Source organism: Draconibacterium sediminis (genome assembly GCF_000949475.1).
Lineage (GTDB): Bacteria > Bacteroidota > Bacteroidia > Bacteroidales > Prolixibacteraceae > Draconibacterium > Draconibacterium sediminis.
Map to the genome: position 1 here is coordinate 1,020,048 of NZ_JRHC01000001.1, position 26,169 is coordinate 1,046,216.

At 40.9% G+C, this 26,169-nt stretch carries 27 protein-coding genes and 1 tRNA gene; 17 read left to right on the forward strand and 11 right to left on the reverse strand.

The features are described 5' to 3' along the window. Nucleotides 1–47 precede the first annotated feature (47 nt). From rnc to LH29_RS04235, 3 genes are read right to left on the reverse strand one after another with little or no spacing between them, the layout of a single operon-like run. Nucleotides 48–782 (reverse strand): ribonuclease III, encoded by a 735-nt coding sequence (rnc, locus tag LH29_RS04225; RefSeq protein WP_082063409.1) that lies wholly within the window; start codon nucleotides 780–782, stop codon nucleotides 48–50. Between the two features lie 6 nt (nucleotides 783–788). Then, entirely contained in the window at nucleotides 789–2,030 is a 1,242-nt protein-coding gene (gene fabF, locus LH29_RS04230; protein WP_045026236.1) for a beta-ketoacyl-ACP synthase II, read from the reverse strand. 36 nt (nucleotides 2,031–2,066) lie between these two features. After that, the gene (locus tag LH29_RS04235) at nucleotides 2,067–2,300 is read right to left on the reverse strand and encodes an acyl carrier protein (protein ID WP_045026237.1); all 234 of its coding nucleotides are present in this window, start codon (nucleotides 2,298–2,300) and stop codon (nucleotides 2,067–2,069) included. A 183-nt stretch (nucleotides 2,301–2,483) separates the two neighbouring features. Here LH29_RS04235 and purN point away from each other — a divergent pair, with 183 nt between their 5' ends. From purN to rprY, 3 genes are all read left to right on the forward strand, one after another. Next, nucleotides 2,484–3,056 (forward strand): phosphoribosylglycinamide formyltransferase, encoded by a 573-nt coding sequence (gene purN / locus LH29_RS04240; RefSeq protein ID WP_045026238.1) that lies wholly within the window; start codon nucleotides 2,484–2,486, stop codon nucleotides 3,054–3,056. Nucleotides 3,057–3,178: 122 nt separating this feature from the next. Then, on the forward strand, nucleotides 3,179–4,723 hold the full coding sequence (locus LH29_RS04245; protein ID WP_045026239.1) for a sensor histidine kinase: 1,545 nt from the start codon (nucleotides 3,179–3,181) through the stop codon (nucleotides 4,721–4,723). Between the two features lie 2 nt (nucleotides 4,724–4,725). Then, the gene (gene rprY / locus LH29_RS04250; RefSeq protein ID WP_045026240.1) at nucleotides 4,726–5,415 is read left to right on the forward strand and encodes a response regulator transcription factor RprY; all 690 of its coding nucleotides are present in this window, start codon (nucleotides 4,726–4,728) and stop codon (nucleotides 5,413–5,415) included. Between the two features lie 66 nt (nucleotides 5,416–5,481). Here the strand turns inward: rprY and lepA are convergent, their stop codons facing one another. The 3 genes from lepA to LH29_RS04265 all read right to left on the reverse strand — a co-directional run bounded on the left by lepA (nucleotide 5,482) and on the right by LH29_RS04265 (nucleotide 9,000). Next, nucleotides 5,482–7,269, reverse strand: a complete 1,788-nt coding sequence (lepA, locus tag LH29_RS04255; protein ID WP_045026241.1) for a translation elongation factor 4 — start codon at nucleotides 7,267–7,269, stop codon at nucleotides 5,482–5,484. Nucleotides 7,270–7,345: 76 nt separating this feature from the next. After that, on the reverse strand, nucleotides 7,346–7,846 hold the full coding sequence (locus LH29_RS04260) for a putative molybdenum carrier protein (RefSeq protein ID WP_045026242.1): 501 nt from the start codon (nucleotides 7,844–7,846) through the stop codon (nucleotides 7,346–7,348). 146 nt (nucleotides 7,847–7,992) lie between these two features. Further along, nucleotides 7,993–9,000 (reverse strand): aldo/keto reductase, encoded by a 1,008-nt coding sequence (locus tag LH29_RS04265; RefSeq protein WP_052670599.1) that lies wholly within the window; start codon nucleotides 8,998–9,000, stop codon nucleotides 7,993–7,995. A gap of 122 nt (nucleotides 9,001–9,122) precedes the next feature. On the opposite strand from LH29_RS04265, the gene deoC reads away from it, so the two are divergent. Beyond that, nucleotides 9,123–9,836: a deoxyribose-phosphate aldolase gene (gene deoC, locus LH29_RS04270; RefSeq protein WP_045026244.1), complete on the forward strand. Its 714-nt coding sequence runs from the start codon at nucleotides 9,123–9,125 to the stop codon at nucleotides 9,834–9,836. A gap of 37 nt (nucleotides 9,837–9,873) precedes the next feature. Here the strand turns inward: deoC and LH29_RS04275 are convergent, their stop codons facing one another. The 3 genes from LH29_RS04275 to kdsB form a co-directional block, all read right to left on the reverse strand. Then, complete coding sequence (locus LH29_RS04275; RefSeq protein WP_045026245.1) at nucleotides 9,874–12,084, reverse strand: phospholipase D-like domain-containing protein; 2,211 nt, start codon at nucleotides 12,082–12,084, stop codon at nucleotides 9,874–9,876. 179 nt (nucleotides 12,085–12,263) lie between these two features. Then, a complete protein-coding gene (locus LH29_RS04280; protein WP_045026246.1) occupies nucleotides 12,264–12,614 on the reverse strand; it encodes a T9SS type A sorting domain-containing protein in 351 nt (116 codons plus the stop codon). 76 nt (nucleotides 12,615–12,690) lie between these two features. Further along, complete coding sequence (kdsB, locus tag LH29_RS04285) at nucleotides 12,691–13,425, reverse strand: 3-deoxy-manno-octulosonate cytidylyltransferase (RefSeq protein ID WP_045026247.1); 735 nt, start codon at nucleotides 13,423–13,425, stop codon at nucleotides 12,691–12,693. Nucleotides 13,426–13,665: 240 nt separating this feature from the next. On the opposite strand from kdsB, the gene LH29_RS04290 reads away from it, so the two are divergent. From LH29_RS04290 to secG, 4 genes are read left to right on the forward strand one after another with little or no spacing between them, the layout of a single operon-like run. After that, a complete protein-coding gene (locus LH29_RS04290; RefSeq protein WP_045026248.1) occupies nucleotides 13,666–14,898 on the forward strand; it encodes a sigma-54 interaction domain-containing protein in 1,233 nt (410 codons plus the stop codon). Nucleotides 14,899–14,901: 3 nt separating this feature from the next. Next, a complete protein-coding gene (locus LH29_RS04295) occupies nucleotides 14,902–15,417 on the forward strand; it encodes an LptE family protein (protein WP_045026249.1) in 516 nt (171 codons plus the stop codon). 1 nt (nucleotide 15,418) lies between these two features. Further along, complete coding sequence (locus LH29_RS23625; protein WP_052670600.1) at nucleotides 15,419–16,018, forward strand: tetratricopeptide repeat protein; 600 nt, start codon at nucleotides 15,419–15,421, stop codon at nucleotides 16,016–16,018. A 5-nt stretch (nucleotides 16,019–16,023) separates the two neighbouring features. Continuing rightward, nucleotides 16,024–16,389, forward strand: coding sequence for a preprotein translocase subunit SecG (secG, locus tag LH29_RS04305; RefSeq protein WP_045026250.1), 366 nt, complete (start codon nucleotides 16,024–16,026; stop codon nucleotides 16,387–16,389). Between the two features lie 84 nt (nucleotides 16,390–16,473). Here secG and LH29_RS04310 read toward each other — a convergent pair whose 3' ends face one another. Both LH29_RS04310 and LH29_RS04315 read right to left on the reverse strand, forming a co-directional pair. Further along, nucleotides 16,474–16,959, reverse strand: a complete 486-nt coding sequence (locus LH29_RS04310) for a hypothetical protein (protein ID WP_045026251.1) — start codon at nucleotides 16,957–16,959, stop codon at nucleotides 16,474–16,476. A gap of 191 nt (nucleotides 16,960–17,150) precedes the next feature. After that, nucleotides 17,151–17,729, reverse strand: a complete 579-nt coding sequence (locus tag LH29_RS04315; RefSeq protein WP_045026252.1) for a hypothetical protein — start codon at nucleotides 17,727–17,729, stop codon at nucleotides 17,151–17,153. A gap of 360 nt (nucleotides 17,730–18,089) precedes the next feature. Between LH29_RS04315 and LH29_RS04320 the strand changes: the two genes are divergently transcribed. From LH29_RS04320 to LH29_RS04360, 9 genes are all read left to right on the forward strand, one after another. After that, nucleotides 18,090–18,368 (forward strand): co-chaperone GroES, encoded by a 279-nt coding sequence (locus LH29_RS04320; RefSeq protein WP_038556475.1) that lies wholly within the window; start codon nucleotides 18,090–18,092, stop codon nucleotides 18,366–18,368. Between the two features lie 26 nt (nucleotides 18,369–18,394). Continuing rightward, nucleotides 18,395–20,032 carry a chaperonin GroEL gene (gene groL, locus LH29_RS04325; RefSeq protein ID WP_045026253.1) on the forward strand — a complete coding sequence of 546 codons (1,638 nt, stop codon included), beginning with the start codon at nucleotides 18,395–18,397 and terminating at the stop codon, nucleotides 20,030–20,032. A 504-nt stretch (nucleotides 20,033–20,536) separates the two neighbouring features. Beyond that, on the forward strand, nucleotides 20,537–21,871 hold the full coding sequence (gene gdhA / locus LH29_RS04330; RefSeq protein ID WP_045026254.1) for an NADP-specific glutamate dehydrogenase: 1,335 nt from the start codon (nucleotides 20,537–20,539) through the stop codon (nucleotides 21,869–21,871). Nucleotides 21,872–22,143: 272 nt separating this feature from the next. Beyond that, nucleotides 22,144–22,908, forward strand: coding sequence for a TatD family hydrolase (locus tag LH29_RS04335; protein ID WP_045026255.1), 765 nt, complete (start codon nucleotides 22,144–22,146; stop codon nucleotides 22,906–22,908). A 28-nt stretch (nucleotides 22,909–22,936) separates the two neighbouring features. Further along, nucleotides 22,937–23,980: an asparaginase gene (locus tag LH29_RS04340; protein WP_045026256.1), complete on the forward strand. Its 1,044-nt coding sequence runs from the start codon at nucleotides 22,937–22,939 to the stop codon at nucleotides 23,978–23,980. A 71-nt stretch (nucleotides 23,981–24,051) separates the two neighbouring features. Further along, nucleotides 24,052–24,139, forward strand: a tRNA-Ser gene (locus LH29_RS04345). Between the two features lie 138 nt (nucleotides 24,140–24,277). Next, nucleotides 24,278–25,087, forward strand: coding sequence for a MotA/TolQ/ExbB proton channel family protein (locus tag LH29_RS04350; protein ID WP_045026257.1), 810 nt, complete (start codon nucleotides 24,278–24,280; stop codon nucleotides 25,085–25,087). Nucleotides 25,088–25,098: 11 nt separating this feature from the next. After that, on the forward strand, nucleotides 25,099–25,557 hold the full coding sequence (locus LH29_RS04355; RefSeq protein WP_157493560.1) for a hypothetical protein: 459 nt from the start codon (nucleotides 25,099–25,101) through the stop codon (nucleotides 25,555–25,557). Between the two features lie 33 nt (nucleotides 25,558–25,590). Next, the gene (locus LH29_RS04360) at nucleotides 25,591–26,163 is read left to right on the forward strand and encodes an ExbD/TolR family protein (protein WP_045026259.1); all 573 of its coding nucleotides are present in this window, start codon (nucleotides 25,591–25,593) and stop codon (nucleotides 26,161–26,163) included. Nucleotides 26,164–26,169: the final 6 nt, after the last annotated feature.

Below are 26,169 nucleotides of genomic sequence, written 5' to 3' on the forward strand. Positions count from 1 at the left end.
GAGGCAAATTTAATAAACGTAACGAATAAGCTGTGTGGACACCAAAATTAATGAAGCTGTTGGAGTTTTTTTAATGTTTCGTGTGCTGCTTTTTGGTGGGCTTCTTTTTTAGAAGTTCCAACACCCTCCCCGGCTTTTTTATTATCGATCTTTACTACCGCTTTAAACCGTGGCTGCTTAATTTTTTCGTCGGTTTCTTCAGTAGTCTCAAACTCTATTTCGCGTTTATTTTTCTGGCTCCACTCAATTAGCTGGCTTTTAAAATTCGAATCTTCCTGTTCTATTTCGTTCAGATCAACAAATTGAGGAAGGATTTTTTTGGTAACAAAAAACTTTGCCGCCTTGTAGTCTTTATCGAGATAAATGGCACCAATCAGCGCTTCAAGCGCATCGCCGTAAATGTGACTTTTATCGATGTTTTTTGTAGTGTTCGAATCAATAAAAACATGCAATCCCATTTCGTGCGTTAACTGCGTGAGAATGGCACGGTTTACCAGTTTCGATCGGGTTTTGGTTAAAAAACCTTCATCTTCCTGCGGGAAACGGTTGTACAAAAAATCGGCAATTATGGCACCAAGAATGGCATCGCCGAGGTATTCCAATCGTTCGTTGTTTACAAAATTGCCCTGCGAATCGACAATTGAAGCCGACTTATGGATAAAGGCAATATCGTACAAACGTAAATTCTGGGGGTAAAATCCTAAAAGATCTTTTAAAAACAAATAAAACTCTTTTCGATCAGACGAAAAGAGTTTTACTCGTTGTACTATTTTTCTAACCACAGTGTACTATAGTTTTTTAAAAACTACTGTTGCATTATGTCCACCAAAACCAAATGTATTGCTAATAGCTACATTGATTTCCCTTTCTTTGGCTTTGTTGAATGTGAAATCCAACTTTTCGTCAATTTCAGGATCTGGTGTAGAGTGGTTGATTGTAGGTGGAACAATGCCTTCGCGCATGGCGAGAACACTTGCAAGACCTTCAACAGCTCCGGCAGCACCAAGAAGGTGACCGGTCATTGATTTCGTTGAACTGATGCTTAATTTATAAGCATGTTCGCCAAAAGTTTTCAGAATAGCCTTTGGTTCTGCAATGTCGCCAAGCGGAGTTGAAGTTCCGTGAACGTTAATGTAATCAACGTCTTCAGGTTTTAACCCTGCATCTTCCAATGCCCATTTCATAACTAAGTGAGCACCTCTTCCTTCCGGATCGGGAGCTGTCATGTGATAAGCATCGGCCGACATTCCGCCACCTGCAATTTCTGCATAAATTTTTGCTCCGCGAGCTACGGCATGTTCGTATTCTTCGAATATGAACGCTGCTGAACCTTCTCCCATAACAAAACCATCACGGTCTTTGTCGAATGGGCGCGAAGCCGTTTTTGGATCATCATTGCGAGTTGAAAGTGCGCGCATCGAATTGAATCCGGCAACACCGCATTCATTAACACCGGCTTCTGATCCTCCTGTCAATATCATGTCGGCTTTTCCCATACGAATGGTATTCATCGCATCGATCATGGCATGAGAAGCTGAAGCACATGCACTCACTGTTGTGTAGTTTGGTCCTCTGAAACCATATTTCATCGATACCAAACCACCCGCAATGTTTGCAATCATTTTAGGGATAAAAAACGGAGAAAAACGAGGACGCTCCTCTTTGTAAGCTCTAACTTCCTCGTGGAAAGTTTGTAAGCCTCCAATTCCTGCACCCCAAATAACGCCTACTCGGTCACCGTCAACTTTTTCCAGATCAATGCCGCTGTCAACAACAGCTTGTTCTGAAGATGCAAATGCATACTGTGTATACAGGTCGTATTTGCGGATTTCCTTTTTCTCCATGTACTGAAGAGGATCAAAATCTTTAATTTCGCATGCAAATTTTGTGGCATGCAACGAAGCGTCGAAGTGGGTTATAGGCCCAGCTCCGCTTACTCCGTCTTTCAGATTCTTCCAGTACTCTTCAACGGAATTCCCTAAAGGATTAACGGTTCCAACACCGGTTATTACTACCCGTTTTAATTCCATAAATGAATTCTATGAATATAACTTCTTTTGGTAAAATTAGAGAGCAGCTTCGATGTGAGCTACTGCTTCACCTACTGTAGAAATTTTTTCTGCCTCGTCGTCTGGAATAGCAAGATCAAATTCTTTCTCGAATTCCATGATCAATTCAACTGTGTCAAGTGAATCTGCACCAAGATCGTTAGTGAAAGATGCTTCAGTAGTTACTTCACTCTCGTCAACACCTAATTTATCAACGATTATTGCTTTTACTTTTGCTGCAACGTCAGACATAATTCTTAATTTTAATTAATACTAAATTTTGTTTTAAATAATTCGCTGCAAAGTAATACATTTACGCTTTAAATCTCCAAGAAAAAAATTAAAAAAGATGTTAACGTTGCAGCTCATATAACTATTAACCGCCTAAAATTGAACGAATTGTTTAAAAGTTCTAAAGTCTAAAGAAACGTTAAAATGGAACAAAAGAGGATTGCAGTCTTTGCTTCGGGATCGGGAACCAATGCCGAGAATATTTTTAAGTACTTTCTTGGAAATGAAAAAATTATGATCGATTCCTTGTGGGCAAACAAATCTGAAGCCTATGCATTGGTGCGGGCACAAAAACATGGGGTGGAAACCTTTGTGTTTAATCGCAACCAATTCTATAATACCAACGAAATTGTTGAAACATTAAGAAATCGTAAAGTGGATGTTATCGTGCTTGCAGGTTTTTTGTGGCTTATCCCCGACAACCTGGTCGAAAACTTCACGATTATTAATATACATCCGGCTTTGCTGCCCAAATATGGCGGAAAAGGAATGTACGGAATGAATGTGCACAAGGCGGTGGTTGAAAACAAAGAAACGCATTCAGGGATCACTATTCATTACGTAAACCAGAATTACGATGAGGGAAAAATCATCTTTCAGGCAAAATGCGAAGTGTTGCCTGAAGATACGCCCGAGGAGGTAGCTGCAAAAGTGCACGCGCTGGAATACAAGCATTACCCACCGGTAATAGAAAAAGTGTTAAGCGGAAACAGCTAATAAACGTCAATAATTAACCGGAATTATGACTGGTTGGTTAATTAATTTTACAAATTACAATATCCTGTTAAATAATGTTAAGTGCCATATTCTCAGCATTTCAATAAAATTATCTTTGTCGCATGAGTCGTAAAATGCTAATAACATTAATTGTGTTGATGGCGGTTGTGCTGTCGGGTTTGATATTGGTTCAGGGATCGATGATCAAAGCAGCAGCAGATATTAGGGAGGAACAATTTAATAAGCAGGTAATAAATGCATTGGCTCAGGTAGCCAGGCAACTAGAGGCTGATGAGGAATACATTGCACGACAATACGCACGCAGTGGTATAATACCTGGGAGTGGGAATGCCAATGAGTTTGGTGGAGTATTTCCTCGAAATAACAGTGGAAGTGTACTTAGTTTTCAATTTTCGATTTCGCAGCAAAATAATTACGGTCAGTTGGAAGAAAGTTATCGAATGCAATATCAGGATACTTCTGCTTCAGGGAGTGGTGTCTTAACTATTGAACAACTTCTGATTAGTCGGCAGGAAATTGAGCGCCGACGAGAACAATGGCTAAAGGACGTTGACTGGAAGAACTTTGAAATTTTGTACCTGGAGGACCGACCAATTGAAGACAGAATTGACACTTCTCGGCTTGCCGAATTACTCTCACGTGCAATGAATCAATCGGAGATTGAATTGGGTTACAAATATGCAGTAACAAACGCAACCCGTGGGAGAGAGGATATTTTGGTTGGAGAGCCAGGCTACCATGTTGGAAAAAGTACCAAGGAATTCAGCCAGTTGTTGTTTCAAAACGACTATGGCGGTGCCAAACCCAACTATTTGAATGTATATTTTCCTGACCAAAAAGGATATCTATTCAGACAAACCGGACTTACTATTATACCTACAATTATTTTAACCGGGCTGCTGATCGCCATTTTTGCTTATGCTTTAATGGTTATTATGCGGCAGAAGAAACTGTCGAACATTAAGAACGATTTTATTAATAACATGACACACGAGCTGAAAACACCAATTTCAACTATCTCGCTGGCCAGTCAAATGTTGCAAGACGGTAGTGTAGCCAATACACCGTCGATAATTGAACACGTTGCAAACGTAATTAACCAGGAAAGTAAACGTTTGGGATTTCAGGTGGAGAAAGTACTGCAGATGGCTGTTTTTAACGAAGGCCGTTTAAAGTTGAAGTTCCGCGAGTTCGACGCGAATAAGATGATAAAAACCGTAACCGCTAACTTCGAGTTGCGGGTTAACAATAAAAACGGAACACTTCATACCGAGATTTTAGCTGATAATGCACTTATTAAAGGCGACGAGGTGCATATTACAAATGTTATTTTTAACTTGCTTGACAATGCAATGAAGTACAGCAGGGAGGTACCCGAGATTTGGGTAAAAACCGAAAACCGAAAAGATCAGTTTGTTATTTCGGTTCAGGATAATGGCATTGGAATTGCTAAGGAACATCATGCGCAGATTTTTGATCGCTTTTACAGGGTGCCAACAGGTAATGTTCACGACGTAAAAGGATTCGGTCTGGGATTAAGTTATGTGAAGAAGATTATCGACCTTCACAACGGTACAATAAAAGTTGAAAGTGCTTTGAATAAAGGAACGAAATTTAAAATTTATTTCCCACAAATAAATAATTAACCATGGAACAAAAAACAAAATTACTACTGGCAGAAGACGATGAGAATTTAGGCTTATTATTAAAAGAATATTTGGTTGCAAAAGGATATGATGCAGAGCTGTATCCGGATGGAGAAGCAGCTTACAAAGGATTTATGAAAGAGCATTTCGATATTTGTGTGTTGGATGTGATGATGCCAAAAAAAGACGGATTTACACTGGCAAAAGATATACGTATTATAAATGCCGACATCCCGATAATTTTCCTGACAGCAAAAAACATGAAAGACGATGTACTGGAAGGTTTTCAGTTGGGAGCCGACGATTACATTACCAAACCTTTTAGTATGGAAGAGCTGATTATGCGTTTGGAGGCCATTTTGCGGCGTACTTCGCAGGAAGGACAGACCAGCGCACAACAGGTTTTTACGCTGGGTAAATTTACTTTCGATACCCGGAAGCAAACGCTTACAGAAGGCGAAAACACCGTAAAACTGACTACAAAAGAATCGGATTTGCTGAAATTGCTTTGCCAGAATGCCAACAAAGTGCTGGAACGTAATTATGCATTAAAATCGATCTGGATCGACGATAACTATTTTAATGCACGCAGTATGGATGTTTACATTACCAAACTGCGCAAGCACCTGAAAGAAGAACCTACCGTTGAAATTATAAACGTACACGGAAAAGGTTATAAACTGATTGTTTGATAAAACGCTATAGCAAAAGAAAAGCCTGATAATTTTATCAGGCTTTTTTATGGTTTTGAATTTCTTTCAATCCAGTTTCAATACAGCAAGGAAAGCTTTTTGAGGTACCTCAACGTTACCCACTTGTTTCATTCGTTTCTTTCCTTTTTTCTGTTTCTCCAGCAGTTTTCGTTTACGCGTAATATCACCACCATAACATTTTGCTGTTACGTCTTTTCGAACAGCTTTTACAGTTTCGCGGGCAATAATTTTTGCACCGATAGCTGCCTGAATGGCAATGTCAAACTGTTGTCTCGGAATTAGTTCTTTTAGTTTTTCGCACATTCGGCGTCCGAAAGCATAAGCATTGTCGAAGTGAATTAATGTCGACAGGGCATCAACCATCTCGCCGTTCAGCAGAATGTCCAAACGTACCAGTTTTGCCGGTTTGTAGCCACTCATGTGGTAATCAAACGACGCATAACCTTTCGAAATACTTTTTAGTTTGTCGTAAAAGTCGAAAACGATTTCTCCCAGCGGAAGATTAAAAACCAGTTCGGCACGCTCGGCAGTCAGGTAATTCTGGCTGACCAGTTCGCCGCGTTTATCGAGACACAAGGTCATTACCGGCCCAATAAATTCCGAAGCTGTAATGATGTTCGCCCTGATGTATGGTTCCTCAATCTCGTCGACTGTTGTTGAAGCCGGCATTCCCGAAGGGTTGTAAACCGTAATTTCACTTCCGTCGGTAAGGTGAGCTTTATACGAAACGTTGGGTACTGTTGTAATAACGTTCATGTCGAATTCGCGCTCCAGTCGTTCCTGGATAATCTCCATGTGCAAAAGCCCAAGGAAACCGCATCGGAATCCAAATCCCAGCGCTGCTGATGATTCCGGTTCGAAAGTTAACGATGCATCGTTTAACTGCAGTTTGTCCATTGCTGCACGCAGATCTTCATAATCATCTGCGTCAATAGGGTAAACTCCGGCAAAAACCATAGGTTTTACTTCTTCAAAACCTTCAATGGCCTTGTCGCACGGGTTGACAACGTGAGTAATCGTGTCTCCAACTTTTACCTCCTTCGCTGTTTTAATCCCCGAAATAATGTATCCAACATCACCGGGACCCAACACATCGCGTGGTTGCAAACTTAGTTTTAGTACACCCACTTCATCGGCATCGTATTGTTTGCCGGTGGCCACAAATTTCACCAGGTCTTTTTTCCTAATTTCACCATTCTGAATTTTGAAATAGGCAATAATTCCACGAAACGAATTAAAAACCGAATCGAAAATAAGTGCCTGCAACGGTGCTTTCGGATCACCTTTCGGGTGTGGTATTTTGTATATAATCTGATTCAGAATTTCCTGAACTCCTTCTCCGGTTTTTCCGCTGGCGCGAATAATATCTTCGCGGTCGCAGCCGATAAGGTCGATGATTTGATCTTCAACAACTTCGGGCATCGCATTGGGGAGGTCCATTTTATTCAGTACCGGAATAATTTCCAGATCGTGTTCAATGGCCAGGTACAAATTCGAAATGGTTTGCGCCTGAATTCCCTGGGTAGCGTCGATAATAAGTAAAGCTCCTTCGCATGCAGCAATTGATCTCGAAACCTCGTACGAAAAATCCACGTGTCCCGGAGTATCAATCAGGTTTAATTTATAGGGTTCTCCATCGTGCACATAATCCATTTGTATGGCATGGCTTTTAATCGTAATCCCACGTTCCTGTTCCAGATCCATACTATCGAGCACCTGGGCGTGCATTTGGCGTTCGCTAATCGTCTTGGTAAATTCCAAAAGGCGGTCAGCCAACGTGCTCTTTCCATGGTCGATATGCGCAATGATGCAAAAGTTTCTAATTTTCTCCATTTACTACCTCTTAACAACCATTCAATTAAATGGTTCCTTCTATTTTGCGCAAAGATATTTTATTTTTTGATATAAATCAGGGCAGCATTGCCGATGCCGAAGATTTAATTTTTACAATTAATTCGGTAATAAACCGGTAGGTTCGCGGGTAGGCGTCAGTCCATTCGCTTTCGCGGGGACCGGCAACATTCAACGTGTTTATATTATTCAGGATTAACCATGGTATTAAGTGCGAAGGATTTGTATCAGTCCGAACAATTCGCAGCGGTTTTTTTAGCTTTTGTGCAAACTGCTGGGTAAGCAGTGTTCCGCCTGTTAAATCTTCTGAAACCAGGATTAAAGTTCCGTCTGAATCTGTGACGTTTCGGTGTGTTCTGGCAGCATAGTCTTCTTCGGGCAATTCCTTTAACGGATACTTTGCAGCTATTTTTCCATCTTCAGCTTTCCGGTTTTTAGGGCACCAGCCACCACACGGGAAGGAATAGTTCAGGCAAGCATCTAAAACTGCACGATCGACACCAGTTTGCCCTCCGGAAATCAACTTTTGGCACGGTATTTGTATTTTATTTTTCGTCATGAAAACAATTAAACTGAGTACTATTAATAGTGTTCAGAAAATAGATTAGATACAAAATACTTCACAGCAATATGCTGTTTTTTCATAAGTTTGGTTTAGTTAGGTTTAGTTTGAATCCCGGTAGCAGAGGCGCCGGGATTTTTCTTTTATGATTCTTTTCGTTTGTAATATTCAATTCCTCCCGACTCAGCCAGAAGTTTTACTTTGTCGATAAGATTTTGTTTTTCGTCTTCCGATAATTTTGAGAATGAGCGTGCCAGGGCAATTTTTTCGCGCATGTATGTTGCGTTTTCATTCCCCGATATCAAAACTGAGACAGGTAAGGACCAAACAAAATGCATCGCTTCTTTTATGCTTACATAGTTCGGAATAACCGGATCGTCAGATGTCCAGTCGGCTTCTTCTTTTTTCGAAAAGAATCTTCCGTCAGCCAGCGATTTAATGGATAGAATTCCCATGTTTCGATCAAGTGCCTTTGGCATTACGTTTTCGATAAAACTATAATACGATGCATCAAGAAGGTTAACCGGCATTAACACGGTGTCGAAAATATCACTTGCTTCTGTTTGTTCGAGCATTCGCGTGTGCGCATAAGGATTTTGGTGGCCGGTAAATCCAAGGTATTTTATTTTGCCCTCTTGTTTTGCTTTTAACAGTACGTCTAAAACACCATTGTTTATTCTGTTGTCAACATCACCGGGCGTTGAAATGGCATGAACCTGATACAGGTCAATCTGGTCAACTTTTAGTCTTCGTAACGAGCCCTCCAAATGTTCCTGCACGGTTTTGGCATCGCGGCCGGTTGATTTTGTCATCAGAAAAATCAGGTCGCGGTACTTTGGAGTCAGGTATTTCCCGTAACGTTCTTCGCTGGTTCCTCTTGAATAACTTTCTGCAGTATCGAAAAAACGGACACCGCCTTCAAGAGACGCTTCTATTACTTCCTGTGCATCGCGTTCGGTTGTCCAGCCCACGTGGTAGCCACCGGTGCCAAGCATGGTAACGTGTTCGCCGGTTCTGCCTAATTTTCGTTTTGGCAATACTTCTCCCAATCTGTCACGCGTTTCCTGACCGGAAGCAAAGGAGCCTGAAGCCAAACTAATTCCGGCAGTTGCACCGGCAAGCGATTTCAAAAATGATCTTCTGTTGGTCATAGTCATTAAGTTTTATGGTTTTTCTGTTTTAATACTTATTATTTCAAAAAAGGTTCACTAAAATATTTCACAGATAGTCGGCATATTTTGTAAATTTACCCTATAACTTAAAACCAATTAAAATGGCTAGTGTTCAGCAGCTTGCAAAAATGATCGATCACTCGATCCTTCATCCTACCATGACAGATTACGATTTAGAGCGGGAATGTGCCGTTGCGGCAAAGTATAATGTAGCATCGGTTTGTGTAAAACCATATGCGGTAAAACAGGCCCGGCTGCTTTTAAAAGATACGGAGGTTGCGGTAGGTTGTGTGATTGGTTTCCCGGCGGGAAATTCAGCCATTGAGGTAAAGGCTTTTGAAGCGGAAACAGCCTGTAAGGATGGTGCGGTTGAGATTGATATGGTTATAAATATAGGGAAAGCTTTGCAGGGCGACTGGGAATATATTGAGCTTGAAATTGGTACAGTTGTGAAAACCTGTCATAAAAACGGGGCGATTGTAAAAGTTATTTTCGAAACCGATTACGTTACGAATGAACTGGACATTAGAAGGCTGTGCGAGATTTGCACAAAAGTTGGTGCGGATTACGTAAAAACGTCCTCCGGGTTTGGCTTTGTAAAAGGTTCTGATGGGCGCTATTCGTACATGGGAGCAACCATTGATAACCTGAAGTTAATGCGCGATAACAGCGGACCGAACGTAAAAATTAAAGCTGCCGGAGGGGTGCGTACGCTCGATGCTTTGCTGGCTGTGCGTGAAGCCGGTTGCTCACGCTGTGGAGCTACTGCAACCGTTGCCATTCTTGAGGAAGCAAAAAAACGATTTGGGGAATAGGCAAAAAAGTACTTCAGTTTTTACGTAGCGCTCGCTTTTATTTCTTCAAAATTTTATACGTGTTATAGTCGCCGTTGCTTAATTCTACTTTTAGCATAAATAGCCCGGTTAAATTTTGCGGTAGATAGAGTTCTGTCGAATTTTCATTGGGCTGCACTTCTTTGATTTTTGCACCGGTGCTGTTGTATACCGAAATACGCAAGATTGTTTTATCAGCAGTGATCATCAATCTTCCTTCAGTTGGATTTGGGAATACCTTAACAGAAGCTGATTCGATTCGCTGTGCCGAGAGTACAAGTGTACCGTCGTTTTGTTTAAAACGATAAGCAAATTGCTGGTAATACTGGTTGGCAATATCAGCATCGTGAATAATAAGTGTGTTTTCGTCATTTCGGTCGTTGGCCGAACTGCTCCAGTTGTGGCTGCCGGTTATTGTTTGCGGATCAGATTCAGGGTTGTTTGCGTCGATCAGTGCTACTTTGTGGTGAAGCTGACCTGCTGCATCATCGAAAATATATTTTTTGGCAGGAAGTGTACTGCTAAGATTCGTATTCACGATGTCGGTATTGTCGCTTTCGCGTTCAGTAATAACATTAACGTCAACACCGCGGTCGTAGGCATCCATTATGGTGTAGGCCAAATCAGATCGGGTGATCAGCATGGTTTCGATATCCAGATCGTAATCTGCCGTGTTAATCGCATTTATCAACTGCTGGTTGGTGTTGTCCGACGGACTAAAATAACAGGCAATCAATTTGTCGCCCACCTGTATGTGGTGCGGCGTATTATCAGTTTTTGCATCTCCAAATTTTGCATTTCCTGCATTTGGCTGGTTGCCGGAGCTTCCCCACATTTCTTCAAATTCAAGCTCATAAACTTTAGCCAGCGACTGGTCTTGAATAAAGATCATATTATTGCTGTCGTAAGTTAACTGGCTTGGTGTAAGGTTTGTGGAGCCCGACCAAACCCAGGCAGCGTTAGCATTTGTTGCGTTTGCATCGAAGATGGCAAATTTGTTGTGCATTATTCCGCCTTCCGTTATTTCCGGACGTTCAAGAATTGGGATATTGTTCTCCAAATCGTTAACGCTGGCATGGGTAGTTGATCCGCAGGTGATAAAACGAATGCTTACTCCACGATTGTAGGCGGCATTCAGTGCCTCTGATATTTTCGAATTGTCGATGTTGTAAATACAGAAGTCGATGGATTCGCTGGCTCTGTTAATGTAGGCAGCGAGAGTATCGGCCATAAAATCGTCGATATTTGAGGCAACAGTTGGATCGGCGTAATTTTCATCAATTTCGGTGTTGAAATACACTTTTATGTCGCCCGTAGAATTTGATTTACTTACAAAAGCACTGATGGCCGAAAAAGCGGTGTCGCCTTCGTTAACCGAAAAAGCCTGCGCGTAAACAATCTCCGAACTTTGTAAACCCGTAATCTGCGCCTGGTGCGTATATTCATCGGCACTAACTGTTGATTCACCACTTACATGATTCGTCAAAGCCGCTAATTCCATGGTCGATCCATATCTAATTTCGGAGGTGCCATCGTTGTCGGTGTTCCATTTTATGGTAATCGAACTGCTTGTGGTTTCAACTACTTCGAGTGCTGACGTAAGCTGAATATTTGTATTAAAAATAAAATCGTTGGCATCGCGCGGAAGAAGCTGGTAGCCTGTGTTAGCTTCATTCTGCGACCATTGCGAACAGATTGCCACCAGGTCGAAAGTATCCCTTGGCATAATTTTGTCCACAAGTGGATTGTCACGGTAAATTCGAAGTACCCCGGTGTTGGTCCCATCGGTAAATGAATAATTTTTATCTCCTGCAAATAGATTTTCAGAATTTGTAAATACAACATTATTTATTCGTATCAATTCTGCTTCATAAGCTTCACCAATATTGCTTATACTGATGATTTGCGGTTCGGGCAGCGACACCCCCGAGGCATGTGTCGTAAAGTTGGTGACCGGACTAATCTCCAATAGGTTATTGTAATCGTCAAGCTCACCGGTTAAAGTAATGGAATCTCCTCGTAGTACTCCGGATAAGGCATTGTCGTATATTCCAATTCCGCCGGTGTTATCCTGAATATACCTGATGGGGCCAAGTTCCGAGCCGTTGGTTACTATGCCCGAAACCGTAACGCTTGTGCCTACCGCTTTCTGACGAGCCTCGTTAATACTTGTTTGAGCAAATAACCCAACACTTATAAAGAGAAGTAGGATGAGTGTAGAGATTTTCATGTGATTAAAAAGTTTGTTCTTAAGGTAGAAGATGAACTCGCATGATTTTGATTATTCACTTTTGCGTGATACGCTTATTGGCGGACTCATGTTTGTTTCAAAACGTGCAATTTAATTTTTAGGTGAATTTAGCTAAATACGGTTGTAAATTACAGGCGAAAAAGAAAATTGTTCAAAAATTAATTTCTCGAGATCATCAGTTTTTTTACCGTTCGTTTATCGTCGGTGGTTAAGATCTGAATCAGGTAAATTCCGTTAGGAACATCGTTAAGTTGTAGCTGTATTTTTGAAACAGGAAATTTGTACTCTTTAAAATAAACCTGTTTCCCTGTTATATTGGTGAGACGGATTTCGCTGATTTCCTTTAACGAATAATCAATGGTGACTTTATTGTCTTTACAAGGGTTCGGGTAAATCTTTACCTCGTTTTTTGTTTCTTCTTCATTTTGGAATGAAGAGAACCCGGTGTCTTGAGCAAAAGACGCCGAAGCAATAAATACTGTAAATACGACAAGTATAATATATTTCATGGCAGCACTGTTTAATTGTTTCCTGAGTATACGCAGCAAATAACATGCCTGTATAACGTATAATGACAGGAAAAGATTAAAACAGTTGCAAAGCGGCCTCCAAATCTTCGGGAGTATCAATACCCATGGTAGCTGAAGTGGTTTCTGCGGTTTTTATTTTGTAGCCATTTTCGAGCCAGCGCAGCTGTTCCAGCGATTCGGCCATCTCCAGTTCCCCTTGTTCCAACTGAGTTATTTTTTGTAAAACGTCGGCCTTAAAAGCATACATACCGATGTGGCTCCAGAATGTATGTTTTTTTACCCAGTTTTTGTTTTCTTCTCCACGGAAATACGGAATAGGAGAGCGGCTGAAATACAAGGCAAAATCATTTTTGTTGAGCACCACTTTTGGGCGGTTCGGATTAAAAAGTTCCTCTTCCGAATCGACTTTTTTTACCAGTGTGGCAATTTCTGTTTCGCTTTCAAAACACGATTTGATCAACTCAATTTGTTCCGGTTTTACAAAAGGTTCGTCTCCCTGAATATTTACAACAATATCAACAGGGCGGTTTTTAGCAATTTTTAAGGCTGCCTCGGCACAACGGTCGGTACCACTTTGGTGGGTAGGAAGTGTTTTTACTACTTCGCCGCCAAAAGCTTTTACTGCATCGAAAATACGATCGTCGTCGGTGGCAACACAAACATACGGAAGGGCTTTTGATGCATTTTCGTACACCCACTGAATCATAGGTTTGTCCTTTATTTTAGCCAGTGGCTTTCCCGGGAATCGTGATGATTGATAACGTGCTGGTATAATTCCAATGAAGTTCATTCTTCTCTTTTTAAATTCGTTTACAGTCTGTTTTGCGAACAATTTGTCAGAAATATTTATCGACGCATCAAAGATAATAATCGCTTAAGATATAACCTGCATTGCGCAGAAAATATGTTGGAACGGGTTTTGCAAAACACTACCGGATATAGAAAAAACCTAAAAAAACTTAATTGTGACTGACTTTCTGTCATTGCCATCGAAAAATTGTAAATTTGCAAGTTGTTGACTAAATACAATATGGATATACAAGCAGTAAAACAAAGATTTGGAATAATAGGAAACACCGCCGGAATAAACCGGGCCATTGAAGTTGCCGTTCAGGTGGCGCCAACGGATTTGTCGGTTTTGGTAACCGGAGAAAGTGGTGTTGGTAAAGAAATATTCCCACAAATAATACATCAGTTCTCGAGCCGGAAACATGGTAAGTACATTGCCGTAAACTGTGGGGCAATTCCTGAAGGAACCATCGACTCGGAGTTGTTCGGACACGAAAAAGGAGCATTTACCGGAGCACTTGCCGACCGGAAGGGATACTTTCAGGAAGCCGATGGAGGAACCATATTTTTGGATGAAATTGGTGAACTTCCTTTATCAACCCAGGTACGTTTGCTGCGTGTATTGGAAACGGGAGAGTTTATGAAGGTTGGTTCGTCGCAGGTAATAAAAACCAATGTACGGGTAATTGCTGCAACCAACGTTAATATTCCGAAAGCAATTGAGGAAGGAAAATTCCGCGAGGATTTGTATTATCGTTTAAATACGGTGCCGATTTCAATTCCGCCGTTGCGCGAACGCCCCGACGATGTAATTTTGTTGTTTCGAAAATTTGCGCGCGATTTTGCCGAAAAATACCGGATGCCACCCGTGCGTTTAGAAGAAGATGCCCGAACTGTTTTGGTAAGTTTTCGCTGGCCCGGAAACATCCGCCAGTTAAAAAACATTACCGAGCAGATTTCGATAATTGAACAGGAACGCGATATCTCGGCCGAATCTTTACGCACGTATTTGCCTGTTAGCGGAGGGGCTAATTTGCCGGCTTTACTGGCGCGCGAAGAAGACAATAAATCGTTTGCCAACGAGCGCGAAATACTGTACAAAGTTCTTTTTGATATGAAGAGCGATATGAACGACCTGAAAAAGCTGGTGCTCGATTTAATGGAAAACCGCGATGCCCCAATTTCAGGCGACCAGGCGCAGATTATCAGAAATTTGTACAATACCAATGATGGTAATTTTGTGGCAAAAGAACAGGTTTCAAATCCAATTCATATTACCTCGGTTGATAAAGATAATATTCAGGATACGGAGGAATTTGTGGAAGAATCGCTTTCTTTGGCCGATAAAGAAATTGAGTTGATTCAGAAAGCACTGGAGAAACACCGCGGTAAAAGAAAATATGCTGCTCAGGAATTGGGAATTTCGGAGCGGACATTATACCGTAAAATAAAGGAATACGATATTAAGGGATAAAATATGTTGAGAAAGCTATTGTTTGTTGCCGTTTTGGCGGGATTGGTTGGCATTTTAGCGCCATCGTGTACAGTCAATTATACATTTACCGGAGCTAACTTGTCGCCCAAGGTAAAAACGTTTACTGTGTATTATTTTCCCAATCGGGCACGTTTAATCAATCCGACGTTAAGCCAGAGTTTTACCGAAGAATTGCGTGAAAAGTTAACACGTCAAACATCGTTAAACGAGCTGTCGGAAAGCGGCGACCTTGAATTTGAAGGACAAATTACGGGGTACGAATTCCGCCCGATGTCGATTCAAAAAGAGGACGAGTCGGCCCAAACACGACTTACGATTACAATTAATCTGAAGTACACCAACAACCAGGTTTCCGAAGAAAATTTCGAAAAATCATTCTCTGCTTACGAAGACTTTGACAGTAACCTGTCAATCAGTTCGGTGGAAGAAGAATTGAGTGCTGAAATAATTAAAAAACTTACCGAGGATATTTTTAACGCAACCATTGCAAACTGGTAGTATGGAAAGGGAACAGTTTCTGACCTATATAAATAAATCGAAATCGCTGAATGGGGAGACCTTGGCTGAGGTGGAAAAACTCACTTCCGATTTTCCTTGGTTTTCAGGCGGATGGCTGCTGTATTTAAAGAACCTGAAAAATCTGGGGCATCCTGATTATGATGCTGTTTTAAAGAAGGTGGCAGTAATGGTTCCGGACAGAAAAGTGCTGTTTAAATTTTTAAATGATGAATTGCCTAAAAAACAGGTGGCAAGTTCAAAAGACAACACTTCGCCGACGTATCGTTTGGAAGGAGATGTTGAATTGCAGTCGGAAATTTCGTTGATCGATAAATTTCTGTCGACCGATAGTGAACGATTGCGGACTATAAAGCATAATCCGGATACTAATGGAAACGGGAGCGAAAGGGCGCTTGTAGAACAATCGGTAAAGGAAGATGAAGAGCTGGTTACTGAAACTTTGGCATTGATTTATTTTCAGCAAAAGAACTTTGATAAAGCTTTGGATGCCTATAAAAAATTAAGTTTGAAATATCCGGAAAAAAGTGTTTACTTTGCAGGCCGTATTGAAGAAATTGAATTGTTAAAGAATAATAATTAGAAAAGATGTATACTTTAATCACCGTTTTACTATTTATCGTTTGTATCCTTTTGGTACTGATTGTACTGGTACAAAACTCTAAAGGAGGAGGTCTGGCAAGTAATTTCCAGTCTTCAGGACAGGTTATGGGCGTGAGAAAAACAACCGATTTCCTTGAAAAAGGAACCTGGTTTTTGGCAGGAGCTTTATTATTCCTTTCTGTTATAGGAGCGGGTTTTATTCCTCGTGAGCAGGCAGAAACAGAAGGAAGTCGTGTGCAGGATCAAATTGAAACAGCTGTTGATCCTACTCAGGTACCAACGTTCCCAACAACTACTCCGGCTGCAACGGAAGAAACTCCGGCTGCCGACGATGAAGGTGGTGAAAATTAGGATTCAAAGAAAATGATATATAAAAAGCCGTTCGATTTCGAGCGGCTTTTTTTATTGATGTCGTTCTTCGCTTTTATTTGCAATTTATTCAGATGGGAGCGGGCTGGTTACTTTTCCTGTAATATCATCAATAATAAGGATGATGTATTTCTCTTTTCTAAAATAGAAATGCCGGGTTGAAAACTGCAGGTCTTTCATTTCGCGTTCGCCATGCTTGTTAAAAAACGGGCGCCTGATGTGCTGCTTGTAAACAGTAGTATTATTGAGGTATGAATCGAAAGCTGCCAGCCGTAACTCGCAGGTGCAACATTTGGTGGTTTTTCCACAATCTTTTGCTTCTTCAATTTGGTAGGCACATCCAATTGCTTCGCCACAAAGCATATATAAAAGATCTTCGTCAGTTTTGTTCGAAAAGATCGTCTTAATCGCGTTATTAAACGCTTGCAGTCTCATGTCTTTGTCGAGTAGTAACACACAGCTGGTAATATTGTCTAAAACCAGATTCATAAACTCACCCGATTCGGCAAGCATGTCGAAGCTGTGATTGGCCATGGTTTTTTTTGATTGCATAGTAATGCTGTTTGGTGTATTGGTGATAAATGTACAAAAAAGATATTGAAAATCAATAAGTAAGATTGGTTTTGATAACTGGCTGATTATCGTTTTTAAGACACAAAAAAAAGGGAATAGCTGAACACTCTTTTTGTTTGGTTGAATGCTCAGTTGCTTTTCTGTCAGGATGTTTCTTATTCTTCGGTTCTCTATAAAGTAAATCGTGGTGAATTGTATTCGCTCTCGATAATTAGAGGAATGGTAAATTGTGCATCGCTTGAAAGTTTAAAGTTTGCCAGTCCGTTAATTTCAATTGAAATAAAATAGCGTGGATTTTCGTTCAGCCGGTTGATGAGCGGAGCCAGAACATCATCTAAAACCAACGAGTGGGTTGCGCTGTTTAAAAAACTGCCATCCTGCAACAAATTTACCGAATGGATTTGCTGGTAATCGTCGTCGCCCTGTGTTTTGTATGCGATTACAAGCTGGAGCTTTTCAATTGTTTCGCTGTTTTGCAGGGCCTCAAACGAAATGGTAGAACCCGCTCCCGGAATGATCTGAACAACATCGCCCGGACATTTCTTGAGTTCATCGCTGTATCCCAGACAGAAAATTCCTACACCATCAAAATGATAGGTTTCCGGAGATTCGCTGAGATCGACTAAATAGGATTTTGTAGGAATGTCGATGATTAGTTTGGTTTCGGTTGTGTAGTCGGTGTCTGCATCGTTACAGGCAAACAGAGGTAGTAAGAGTACCCCCAACAAAATTAAATTTTTGAGTTTCATGGCTTCCCGTTTTAAGTGTTATAGCACCAAGGTACTTTGGCTCTGTTTTCTGACTTTAATAATTACGAATAAAGTTAGGTAATAGTTGCGAAAAGAAAAAAATAAAAGACAATTAAGTATTAATAAAGTTTGAAATATGATGTGCTTTATTGTGCTGTCACCATGGCAGATATTCTGACATCTGTGTAAGGCGTTGAAAAACAGGGTGAAGCATGGGGTGAAATGGGTGGGTTATGGGTTTCTGATGTAATTTTGTCCTTAATTTGAAGGGCTTTAATGCGTTTTGGCGATTGGCATAGAATATGATACTGGAAGTGCGTTAAAATGAAAAAAATATTTAATCATAAAAACTAAAACAAAATGGCAGATTTAAAAGGTAAAATTCTTGCTGGCAAGATCCTGGTTCAGCCGCAGGAAGCAGAAGAAAAAACAGTGAGTGGAATCATTATTCCTGATTCAGCAAAAGAAAAACCACAGGTAGGTACTATCGTATTGGTAGGTGCTGATAAAAAAGATGAGCCAATGGAATTAAAAGTTGGTGATATTGTTTTTTACGGTAAATACTCGGGTACTGAGTTGAACATTGATGGAGTAGATTATTTATTGATGTCGCAATCTGACGTTTTATACATTAACTAATTTCAAAAAGTAAAAAATCAGAAAAGATGGCTAAAGAAATTAAATTCGATATTGAAGCACGCGATTTGCTTAAAAGTGGTGTTGACCAACTGGCTAATGCCGTAAAAGTTACTTTAGGACCAAAAGGTCGTAACGTAGTTATCGAGAAAAAATTTGGTGCACCACAAATTACTAAAGACGGTGTTACTGTTGCAAAAGAAATTGAGTTAAGCGACGCATACGAAAATATGGGTGCTCAAATGGTAAAAGAAGTAGCTTCAAAAACCGGAGACGACGCTGGTGATGGTACTACAACTGCAACTGTTTTGGCGCAATCAATCGTTAACGTTGGTTTGAAAAACGTTACTGCAGGTGCAAATCCAATGGATTTGAAACGTGGTATCGACAAAGCTGTTGAAGCAGTTGTGGCAAGCATTAAAGAGCAAGCTCAAACAATTGGCGACGACTACGCAAAAATTGAGTCGGTTGCTAAAATCTCTGCCAACAACGATGCAGTTATCGGATCGTTGATTGCTGAGGCAATGAAAAAAGTACACAAAGAAGGTGTTATCACCATCGAAGAAGCAAAAGGTACTGATACTTACGTTGACGTAGTTGAAGGTATGCAATTCGACCGTGGTTACCTTTCTCCATATTTTGTAACCGATGCAGAAAAAATGGTTGCAGAACTGGATAATCCTTTCATCCTGATCCACGACAAAAAGATCAGCACAATGAAAGATCTTCTTCCTGTTTTGGAAGCTACAGCTCAAACAGGTCGTCCGTTGATGATCATTTCTGAGGATGTTGATGGCGAAGCATTGGCAACTTTGGTTGTTAACCGTTTACGTGGTTCGTTAAAAGTGTGTGCTGTTAAAGCTCCTGGTTTTGGCGATCGCAGAAAAGAGATGTTGGAAGACATTGCAATCCTGACTGGTGGTACTGTTATTACCGAAGAAAAAGGTATGAAACTGGAGCAGGCTACAATTGATATGTTGGGTCAGTGCGAAAAAATTACTGTTGACAAAGAAAATACAACTGTTGTTAATGGTGCCGGTGCACAAGAAGCTATTGCTGCTCGTGTTAACCAAATCAAAACTCAGATGGAAACTACAACTTCAGATTACGACAAAGAAAAACTGCAGGAGCGTTTGGCTAAATTGGCCGGTGGTGTTGCTGTTATCTATGTTGGTGCTGCTTCAGAGGTAGAAATGAAAGAGAAAAAAGACCGTGTTGACGATGCATTGCACGCAACCCGCGCTGCTGTTGAAGAAGGAATTGTTCCTGGTGGTGGTGTTGCTTTGGTACGTGCTATTGCTGCATTGGAAGACCTGAAAGGCGAAAACGAAGACGAAACAACAGGTGTTGAAATCGTTAAACGTGCTATCGAGGAGCCATTGCGTCAGATTGTAGCTAACGCTGGTAAAGAAGGTGCTGTTGTTGTTCAAAACGTAAAAGACGGTGAAGGCGATTATGGTTACAATGCTCGCACTGATGAGTATCAGAAACTTTACGAAGCCGGCGTTATCGACCCTGCAAAAGTAACTCGTGTTGCACTTGAAAACGCTGCTTCAATTGCCGGTATGTTCTTAACTACTGAAACAGTAATTGTTGAAGTTAAAGAAGATGCTCCTGCAATGCCAATGGGTGGTCCAGGTATGGGCGGCATGGGCGGTATGATGTAAAAATCAGCTCACAAAAATACAGAAAGCTCTTCCCGTTTGGGTGGGGCTTTTTTTGTGCTCTATAGACTACGGTTTCATTCTACCCCAATTAGCTTCCGTGATAACTTTTGTTTGTTGAATGAAACTGGGCTAAGTTTTTTGATACTTTGATAGAAAAATCAGGTTTAAAATAACAAGCACTAAAGTTTATGAATTGCAACAGTTATGAATTTAAACTTTGTCTGCAGAAATGCTTACAAATGCCTGTTTTTGAGGTGTTTCGGGGAATGATGTCGGGAATGCTGATTTCCGTCACACAGTGTTTTTTAACATCTTTTTGATTAGGGGTAATAGTCAGATATACAGAGAGATATGTGTTTTGGTAAATCTTCGGAAAAGCTTGTTATTTATTTTTTTACTTCTCTACCTTTGCCAAACAATCATTATTTGATTGCAAAAGTGCATAAATGAATATGATTTTTAATGGGGCAGCCGTGTATTGGTTGTCTTCTAATTTTTAACCTTATGAAAACAGATATAAATGAATTCATCGCAAATCTGGAGCACAGAACTCCGGGCGAAAATGAATTTCACCAGGCGGTAGAAGAAGTAATTGGTTCGGTTTGGGATTTTTACGAAAAGAACCCACGCTACCAGCGCGCTAAAATTCTGGAACGCATGGTTGAACCCGAGCGGGTAATTATGTTTCGTGTACCTTGGGTCGACGACCGTGGCGAAGTGCAAATAAACCGTGGTTACCGTGTTGAGTTTAACTCGGCATTGGGACCGTATAAGGGAGGTTTGCGGTTTCATGCCAGTGTAACCTTGAGTATTTTGAAGTTTTTAGGATTTGAACAAACATTTAAAAATAGCCTTACAACTTTGCCAATGGGTGGAGGAAAAGGTGGATCAGACTTTAGCCCGAAAGGAAAAAGCGATGGCGAAATTATGCGGTTTTGCCAGAGTTTTATGACCGAACTGTATCGCCATATCGGGCCACATACCGATGTTCCTGCCGGTGATATTGGTGTTGGCGGACGTGAGATTGGTTACTTGTTTGGACAATATAAACGAATTAAAAACGAATTTACAGGTGTATTAACCGGAAAAGGTTTGGCCTGGGGCGGAAGTTTAATTCGTCCGGAAGCGACAGGTTTTGGTGCAGTATATTTTGCACAACACATGTTGCACCGTATTGGAAAAGACATTGAAGGCCAAACAATCTCAGTGTCGGGATTTGGAAATGTTGCCTGGGGAGCCATCTCTAAAATTAACGAGCTTGGAGGAAAGGTGGTTACTATTTCGGGGCCTGATGGCTACATTTACGATAAAAATGGAATTACCGGTGATAAAGTGGAGTATCTGCTAGAGTTGCGCGCCACCAATAATGACATTGTTTCGCCATATGCCGACGAATTCGGTGCCGTGTTCGTTGCCGGTAAGCGCCCTTGGGAAGTACCGGTTGATTTGGCAATGCCTTGTGCCACCGAAAACGAAGTTGGTTTGGAAGATGCAAAAGAATTGGCTAAAAATGGGTGTAAACTGTTGGCCGAAGCATCAAATATGGGATGTACTGCCGATGCGGTCGACTTTTTAAGCGAGGCAATGGATTATGCTCCTGGCAAAGCAGTAAATGCCGGCGGTGTTGCTGTTTCCGGACTCGAAATGTCACAAAACAGTATGCGAATTAACTGGCCACGCGAAGAAGTGGACGAACGTTTAAAGGGAATTATGAAAGCGATTCACGAAACGTGCGTAAGTTATGGCACAAAAGGAAATAAAGTTGACTATGTAAAAGGAGCCAATGTCGGCGGCTTTGTAAAAGTAGCCGAAGCCATGCTGGCACAGGGAGTTGTGTAGTCCGGTTAAGAAATACTTAATATTGATAAGATAAAAACATCCGTCCGGATTTCGGGCGGATGTTTTATTTTATACGCAGTTCAGCGATGTGGCAATCCCGGAAAGTGAAAATTTAATTTTTAGGTAAAGTTAAAAAGAGGGTAAGGAACAAACACTTTTTTACTTTTGTCGGCAATTAAGGTTAAAATATCTGGTTTCACAGAATATTAAAAGTATAAATAAAGGATAGATAGGAGAACTGGCAACAGTTAGCTTAAGGTAAACGTACCTAGATGTTAATAGATACACATTCGCATATATATTCAGAGGATTTTATTCACGATCGCGACGAAGCATTAAAGCGGGCCGATGAGAGTGGAATCAAAAAGATTATTCTGCCGAACATTGATTCCGGCTCGATAAAACATATGCTCGATCTGGCCGGGGCTTATCCAAATTTATGTTTCCCGCTTATTGGGTTGCATCCAACCTCGGTAGAAGAAGACTACGAAGAGGAGTTGGAAGCCATTGAATACTGGTTGCAACGACGCAAATTTTATGGTATTGGCGAGATAGGTATTGATTTGTATTGGGAAAGCAAATATGAACAGGAACAAAAAGAGGCTTTCCGGTATCAGATACGTTTGGCAAAAAAGTTAAACCTGCCCATTGTTGTGCATGTTCGAAAGTCATTCGATCAAACCTACGAAATTGTAAAAGAAGAGCAAGACGGAACATTGCGCGGAATTTTTCATTGTTTTAGCGGAACGGTGGAGGAAGCGCAAAAAATAACAGAACTGGGATTTTTGCTCGGAATTGGTGGAGTTGTTACTTTTAAAAACAGCAACCTCGGTGAAGTAATCAAAGAAATCGACCCGCATCACCTGGTCCTCGAAACCGATTCACCTTATCTGGCACCGGTTCCAAAAAGAGGTAAACGCAACGAGAGTTCCTATCTTATTCATGTAGCCCAGAAAGTTGCTGATGTATACCGCTTACCGCTAACTCGTCTTGCCGAAATTACCACAACCAATGCCCGTAATTTATTCGGAATTTGATAACTTGCAGTCCTAATTAAAAACTGCAATGACCGCAAGAGCTGCCAAAAAGACTTCTATATTAATAATATATACCGGAGGTACCATTGGTATGGTTCAGGATGCCAAAAATGGTGCCTTGAAACCGGTGAAGTTTGATAAAATCCAGGAGGTGGTTCCTGAGTTGAAGAAGTTTGATTTCATAATAAAGACCATCACTTTTAATCCGGCTCTCGATTCTTCTAATATGAATCCGATTTCGTGGATTAAAATTGCCAAAACTATCGAGCGGCATTATAATGCATACGATGGTTTTGTTGTTCTTCACGGAACCGACACGATGGCTTATACTGCTTCGGCCTTAAGTTATATGTTCGAGAATCTGGATAAACCAATCATTTTTACCGGCTCGCAACTGCCCATTGGTGTAATCCGTACCGATGGAAAGGAAAACCTGATAACTGCAGTTGAAATTGCAGCCGAAAAAGTTCAGGGAGAATGCCTGGTACCTGAAGTGTGTATTTATTTTGATTTTAAATTGTACCGCGGAAACCGCACCTTAAAACGCGATGCCGAATTGTTTAGTGCGTTTCGTTCGGTGAATTATCCGGCATTGGCTGTGGCCGGTATCGACATAAAATATAGTATCGAGTTTATTCATTATCCTGAAAATAAAGGGATTTTAAAGGTAAACACCGATTTTGATGACAATGTGGTTATCCTGAAAATATTTCCGGGGATTAACCAGAACGTTTTTAACTCGGTGCTGAATACTCCCGGGTTAAAAGGTGTTGTGCTCGAGACCTTTGGCTCCGGCAATGTGCCTACATCGCGCTGGTTGATTAACGCAATTAAAAGGGCCATTAAAAGGGGCATTGTGGTATTGAATGTTACGCAGTGCCAGGGAGGTAAAGTGGTAATGGGGCAGTATCAAACAAGTGTTGAGTTACTAAATGCAGGGGTAGTTTCGGCAAAAGATATGACTACTGAAGCGGCAGTTACCAAGCTGATGTTTTTGCTCGGGCAAGGCCTTAAACCTGAAGAAATCAAAATGTATCTCAATAAAAGTCTGCGCGGGGAAATTAGTGAATAGCAAAGTTTTTTTTTCACAATTTTTTATTAATTTGCAGCCCTCATTTTTGGGAGGCCGCGCTAATGAAAACTGGAGAGGTGCAGGAGTGGCTGAACTGGCACGCCTGGAAAGCGTGTGTACCCCGAAAGGGTACCGAGGGTTCGAATCCCTCTCTCTCCGCAAAAATGGGACGTTCATTAAAAATGGAAACAAGCTTTTGAATAGAGGCATGTTTTTTGTGGGACAATGGATTAATATTTTAAAAATCAATACAAAAACAAATTCAAAGAGATTATTAATTAAAAATTCAAATCAATTATGAAAAGACTATTCGCGTTAATAGCCGTATTTGGGATGCTGTTTTTTATGGCATCGAATGTAGCGCTTGCTCAGGAGGAAGAAGCAGCTGCCACAGAAACTGCTACTGAACAAGTAGAGCAAACATCTGCTGCAATAGCTGAAGAAGATGCTGCAGCCGCTGCAGAAGAAGGAAAATCACTTCACAGTCAGATGAAACAAAAATTTATTGAAGGTGATCCTGCTTTCATGAGCTTCGTATTGGTAGCCCTTATTTTAGGTCTTGCCTTTGCAATTGAAAGAGTTCTTTACCTTAACCTTGCAACCAGTAATACTAAAAAACTGTTGGCTAGTGTTGAAGAAGCATTAGAAAGTGGTGGTGTAGAGGCTGCAAAAGAAGTATGTCGTACTACTCGCGGACCGGTAGCCAGTATTTTCTACCAAGGTCTTGATCGTTTCGATCATGGTATCGATGTAGTTGAAAAAACAGTTATTTCTTACGGTGGTGTTCAAGCCGGTCTTTTGGAAAAAGGATTAAGCTGGATCGCACTTTTCATCGCTTTGGCTCCTATGTTAGGTTTCATGGGTACAGTAATCGGTATGATTGGCGCTTTCGATGCTATCGAGGTAGCTGGTGACATTAGCCCATCTCTTGTGGCTGGTGGTATTAAAGTAGCTTTGATTACAACTGTATCAGGTCTTGTGGTTGCTATTATTCTTCAGATTTTCTACAACTACTGTGTAGCTAAAATCGATAGCATCATTAACAACATGGAAGATGCTTCTATCTCGTTGTTAGACTTGTTGGTAAAACATAACATGCAAAAATAAGGAGTAGAGAAATGGGTAAAACAGCAAAAATAGTAACTATCATACTATGGGCTCTTATCATTGTTTCTACCATTCTTCTTGTGTCGTTATTTGTAAACATAAGTGATGTAGATACAGACCCTACTATGGGGCGTTGGATTAATTCCAACTTGGTATGGAGCTACATACTTGTAGCTGTTGGTGCCGGTGTTGCAGTTCTTTCAGGACTGTTCCACATGTTCACCGACAAAAAAGCTGCAAAATCAGGGCTTATTTCCCTGGGATTCATGGCAGTGGTGGTTGTCGTAGCCTACTTATTGGCTTCTCCTGAAATTCCACAATTTATAGGAGTTGACAAATTTTTGGCAGACGGAACCTTAAATGAGAAAGTAGCAAAATTGACAGACACCGGGCTGTATGCAACTTATATCCTTTTAGGATTGGCAGTATTGTCGGTTGCATCATCAGCAGTAATGCGTTTGTTTAGATAAGTTTAATCGTGGTAATTAAAACAGGAAAAAGTTATGGCTAAGAAAATACCTGAAATACCGGCAGCATCGTTAGCAGATATTGCATTTATGTTGCTGATCTTCTTCCTGGTAACAACCACGATGGACGTTGACAGCGGTCTTCGAAGAAAACTTCCGCAATGGGTTGATCCTGACGAATTAAAGGATCAGAATAACGAAATCAACGAAAGAAATATCTTCGTTGTGCTTGTTAACAAAAATAACGACCTATTGGTAGAAGGAGACTACGAACAAATTGAGAACTTGCGTGAAAGGGCAAAAGAATTTATGGCGAACCCATATAATGCTGAAAACTTGCCTGAGAAAGAACCAGTGGAGGTACCATACTTCGGACAAGTTATGGTAACCAAAGGGGTAATTTCGCTACGAAACGACTTGGATACTCAATATGGAACCTATCTCGCTGTTCAAAACGAACTGGTTGCTGCCATTAATGAATTAAGAGACGAGTTGGCTAAACAACAGTTTGGTAAAGCATACGAAGATCTTGAAGATGACAAACAAGATGCCATCAGAAAGATTTATCCGCAGAAAATCTCGGAAGCTGAACCAAAAGGTAAAATTTAAAAGAAT

Excerpts from the sequence above, each read along its gene's own strand:
- secG (WP_045026250.1), top strand. The coding sequence starts at position 16,024 with ATGTATACTTTAATCACCGTTTTACTATTTATCGTTTGTATCCTTTTG.
- LH29_RS04335 (WP_045026255.1), top strand. The coding sequence starts at position 22,144 with ATGTTAATAGATACACATTCGCATATATATTCAGAGGATTTTATTCAC.
- kdsB (WP_045026247.1), bottom strand. The coding sequence starts at position 13,425 with ATGAACTTCATTGGAATTATACCAGCACGTTATCAATCATCACGATTC.
- LH29_RS04315 (WP_045026252.1), bottom strand. The coding sequence starts at position 17,729 with ATGAAACTCAAAAATTTAATTTTGTTGGGGGTACTCTTACTACCTCTG.
- rprY (WP_045026240.1), top strand. The coding sequence starts at position 4,726 with ATGGAACAAAAAACAAAATTACTACTGGCAGAAGACGATGAGAATTTA.
- gdhA (WP_045026254.1), top strand. The coding sequence starts at position 20,537 with ATGAAAACAGATATAAATGAATTCATCGCAAATCTGGAGCACAGAACT.
- LH29_RS04355 (WP_157493560.1), top strand. The coding sequence starts at position 25,099 with ATGGGTAAAACAGCAAAAATAGTAACTATCATACTATGGGCTCTTATC.
- purN (WP_045026238.1), top strand. The coding sequence starts at position 2,484 with ATGGAACAAAAGAGGATTGCAGTCTTTGCTTCGGGATCGGGAACCAAT.
- fabF (WP_045026236.1), bottom strand. The coding sequence starts at position 2,030 with ATGGAATTAAAACGGGTAGTAATAACCGGTGTTGGAACCGTTAATCCT.
- LH29_RS04360 (WP_045026259.1), top strand. The coding sequence starts at position 25,591 with ATGGCTAAGAAAATACCTGAAATACCGGCAGCATCGTTAGCAGATATT.
- LH29_RS04310 (WP_045026251.1), bottom strand. The coding sequence starts at position 16,959 with ATGCAATCAAAAAAAACCATGGCCAATCACAGCTTCGACATGCTTGCC.
- deoC (WP_045026244.1), top strand. The coding sequence starts at position 9,123 with ATGGCTAGTGTTCAGCAGCTTGCAAAAATGATCGATCACTCGATCCTT.
- LH29_RS04295 (WP_045026249.1), top strand. The coding sequence starts at position 14,902 with ATGTTGAGAAAGCTATTGTTTGTTGCCGTTTTGGCGGGATTGGTTGGC.
- LH29_RS04320 (WP_038556475.1), top strand. The coding sequence starts at position 18,090 with ATGGCAGATTTAAAAGGTAAAATTCTTGCTGGCAAGATCCTGGTTCAG.
- LH29_RS04280 (WP_045026246.1), bottom strand. The coding sequence starts at position 12,614 with ATGAAATATATTATACTTGTCGTATTTACAGTATTTATTGCTTCGGCG.
- LH29_RS04290 (WP_045026248.1), top strand. The coding sequence starts at position 13,666 with ATGGATATACAAGCAGTAAAACAAAGATTTGGAATAATAGGAAACACC.
- LH29_RS04340 (WP_045026256.1), top strand. The coding sequence starts at position 22,937 with ATGACCGCAAGAGCTGCCAAAAAGACTTCTATATTAATAATATATACC.
- lepA (WP_045026241.1), bottom strand. The coding sequence starts at position 7,269 with ATGGAGAAAATTAGAAACTTTTGCATCATTGCGCATATCGACCATGGA.
- LH29_RS23625 (WP_052670600.1), top strand. The coding sequence starts at position 15,419 with ATGGAAAGGGAACAGTTTCTGACCTATATAAATAAATCGAAATCGCTG.
- LH29_RS04235 (WP_045026237.1), bottom strand. The coding sequence starts at position 2,300 with ATGTCTGACGTTGCAGCAAAAGTAAAAGCAATAATCGTTGATAAATTA.
- LH29_RS04265 (WP_052670599.1), bottom strand. The coding sequence starts at position 9,000 with ATGACCAACAGAAGATCATTTTTGAAATCGCTTGCCGGTGCAACTGCC.
- groL (WP_045026253.1), top strand. The coding sequence starts at position 18,395 with ATGGCTAAAGAAATTAAATTCGATATTGAAGCACGCGATTTGCTTAAA.
- LH29_RS04260 (WP_045026242.1), bottom strand. The coding sequence starts at position 7,846 with ATGACGAAAAATAAAATACAAATACCGTGCCAAAAGTTGATTTCCGGA.
- LH29_RS04350 (WP_045026257.1), top strand. The coding sequence starts at position 24,278 with ATGAAAAGACTATTCGCGTTAATAGCCGTATTTGGGATGCTGTTTTTT.
- LH29_RS04245 (WP_045026239.1), top strand. The coding sequence starts at position 3,179 with ATGAGTCGTAAAATGCTAATAACATTAATTGTGTTGATGGCGGTTGTG.
- LH29_RS04275 (WP_045026245.1), bottom strand. The coding sequence starts at position 12,084 with ATGAAAATCTCTACACTCATCCTACTTCTCTTTATAAGTGTTGGGTTA.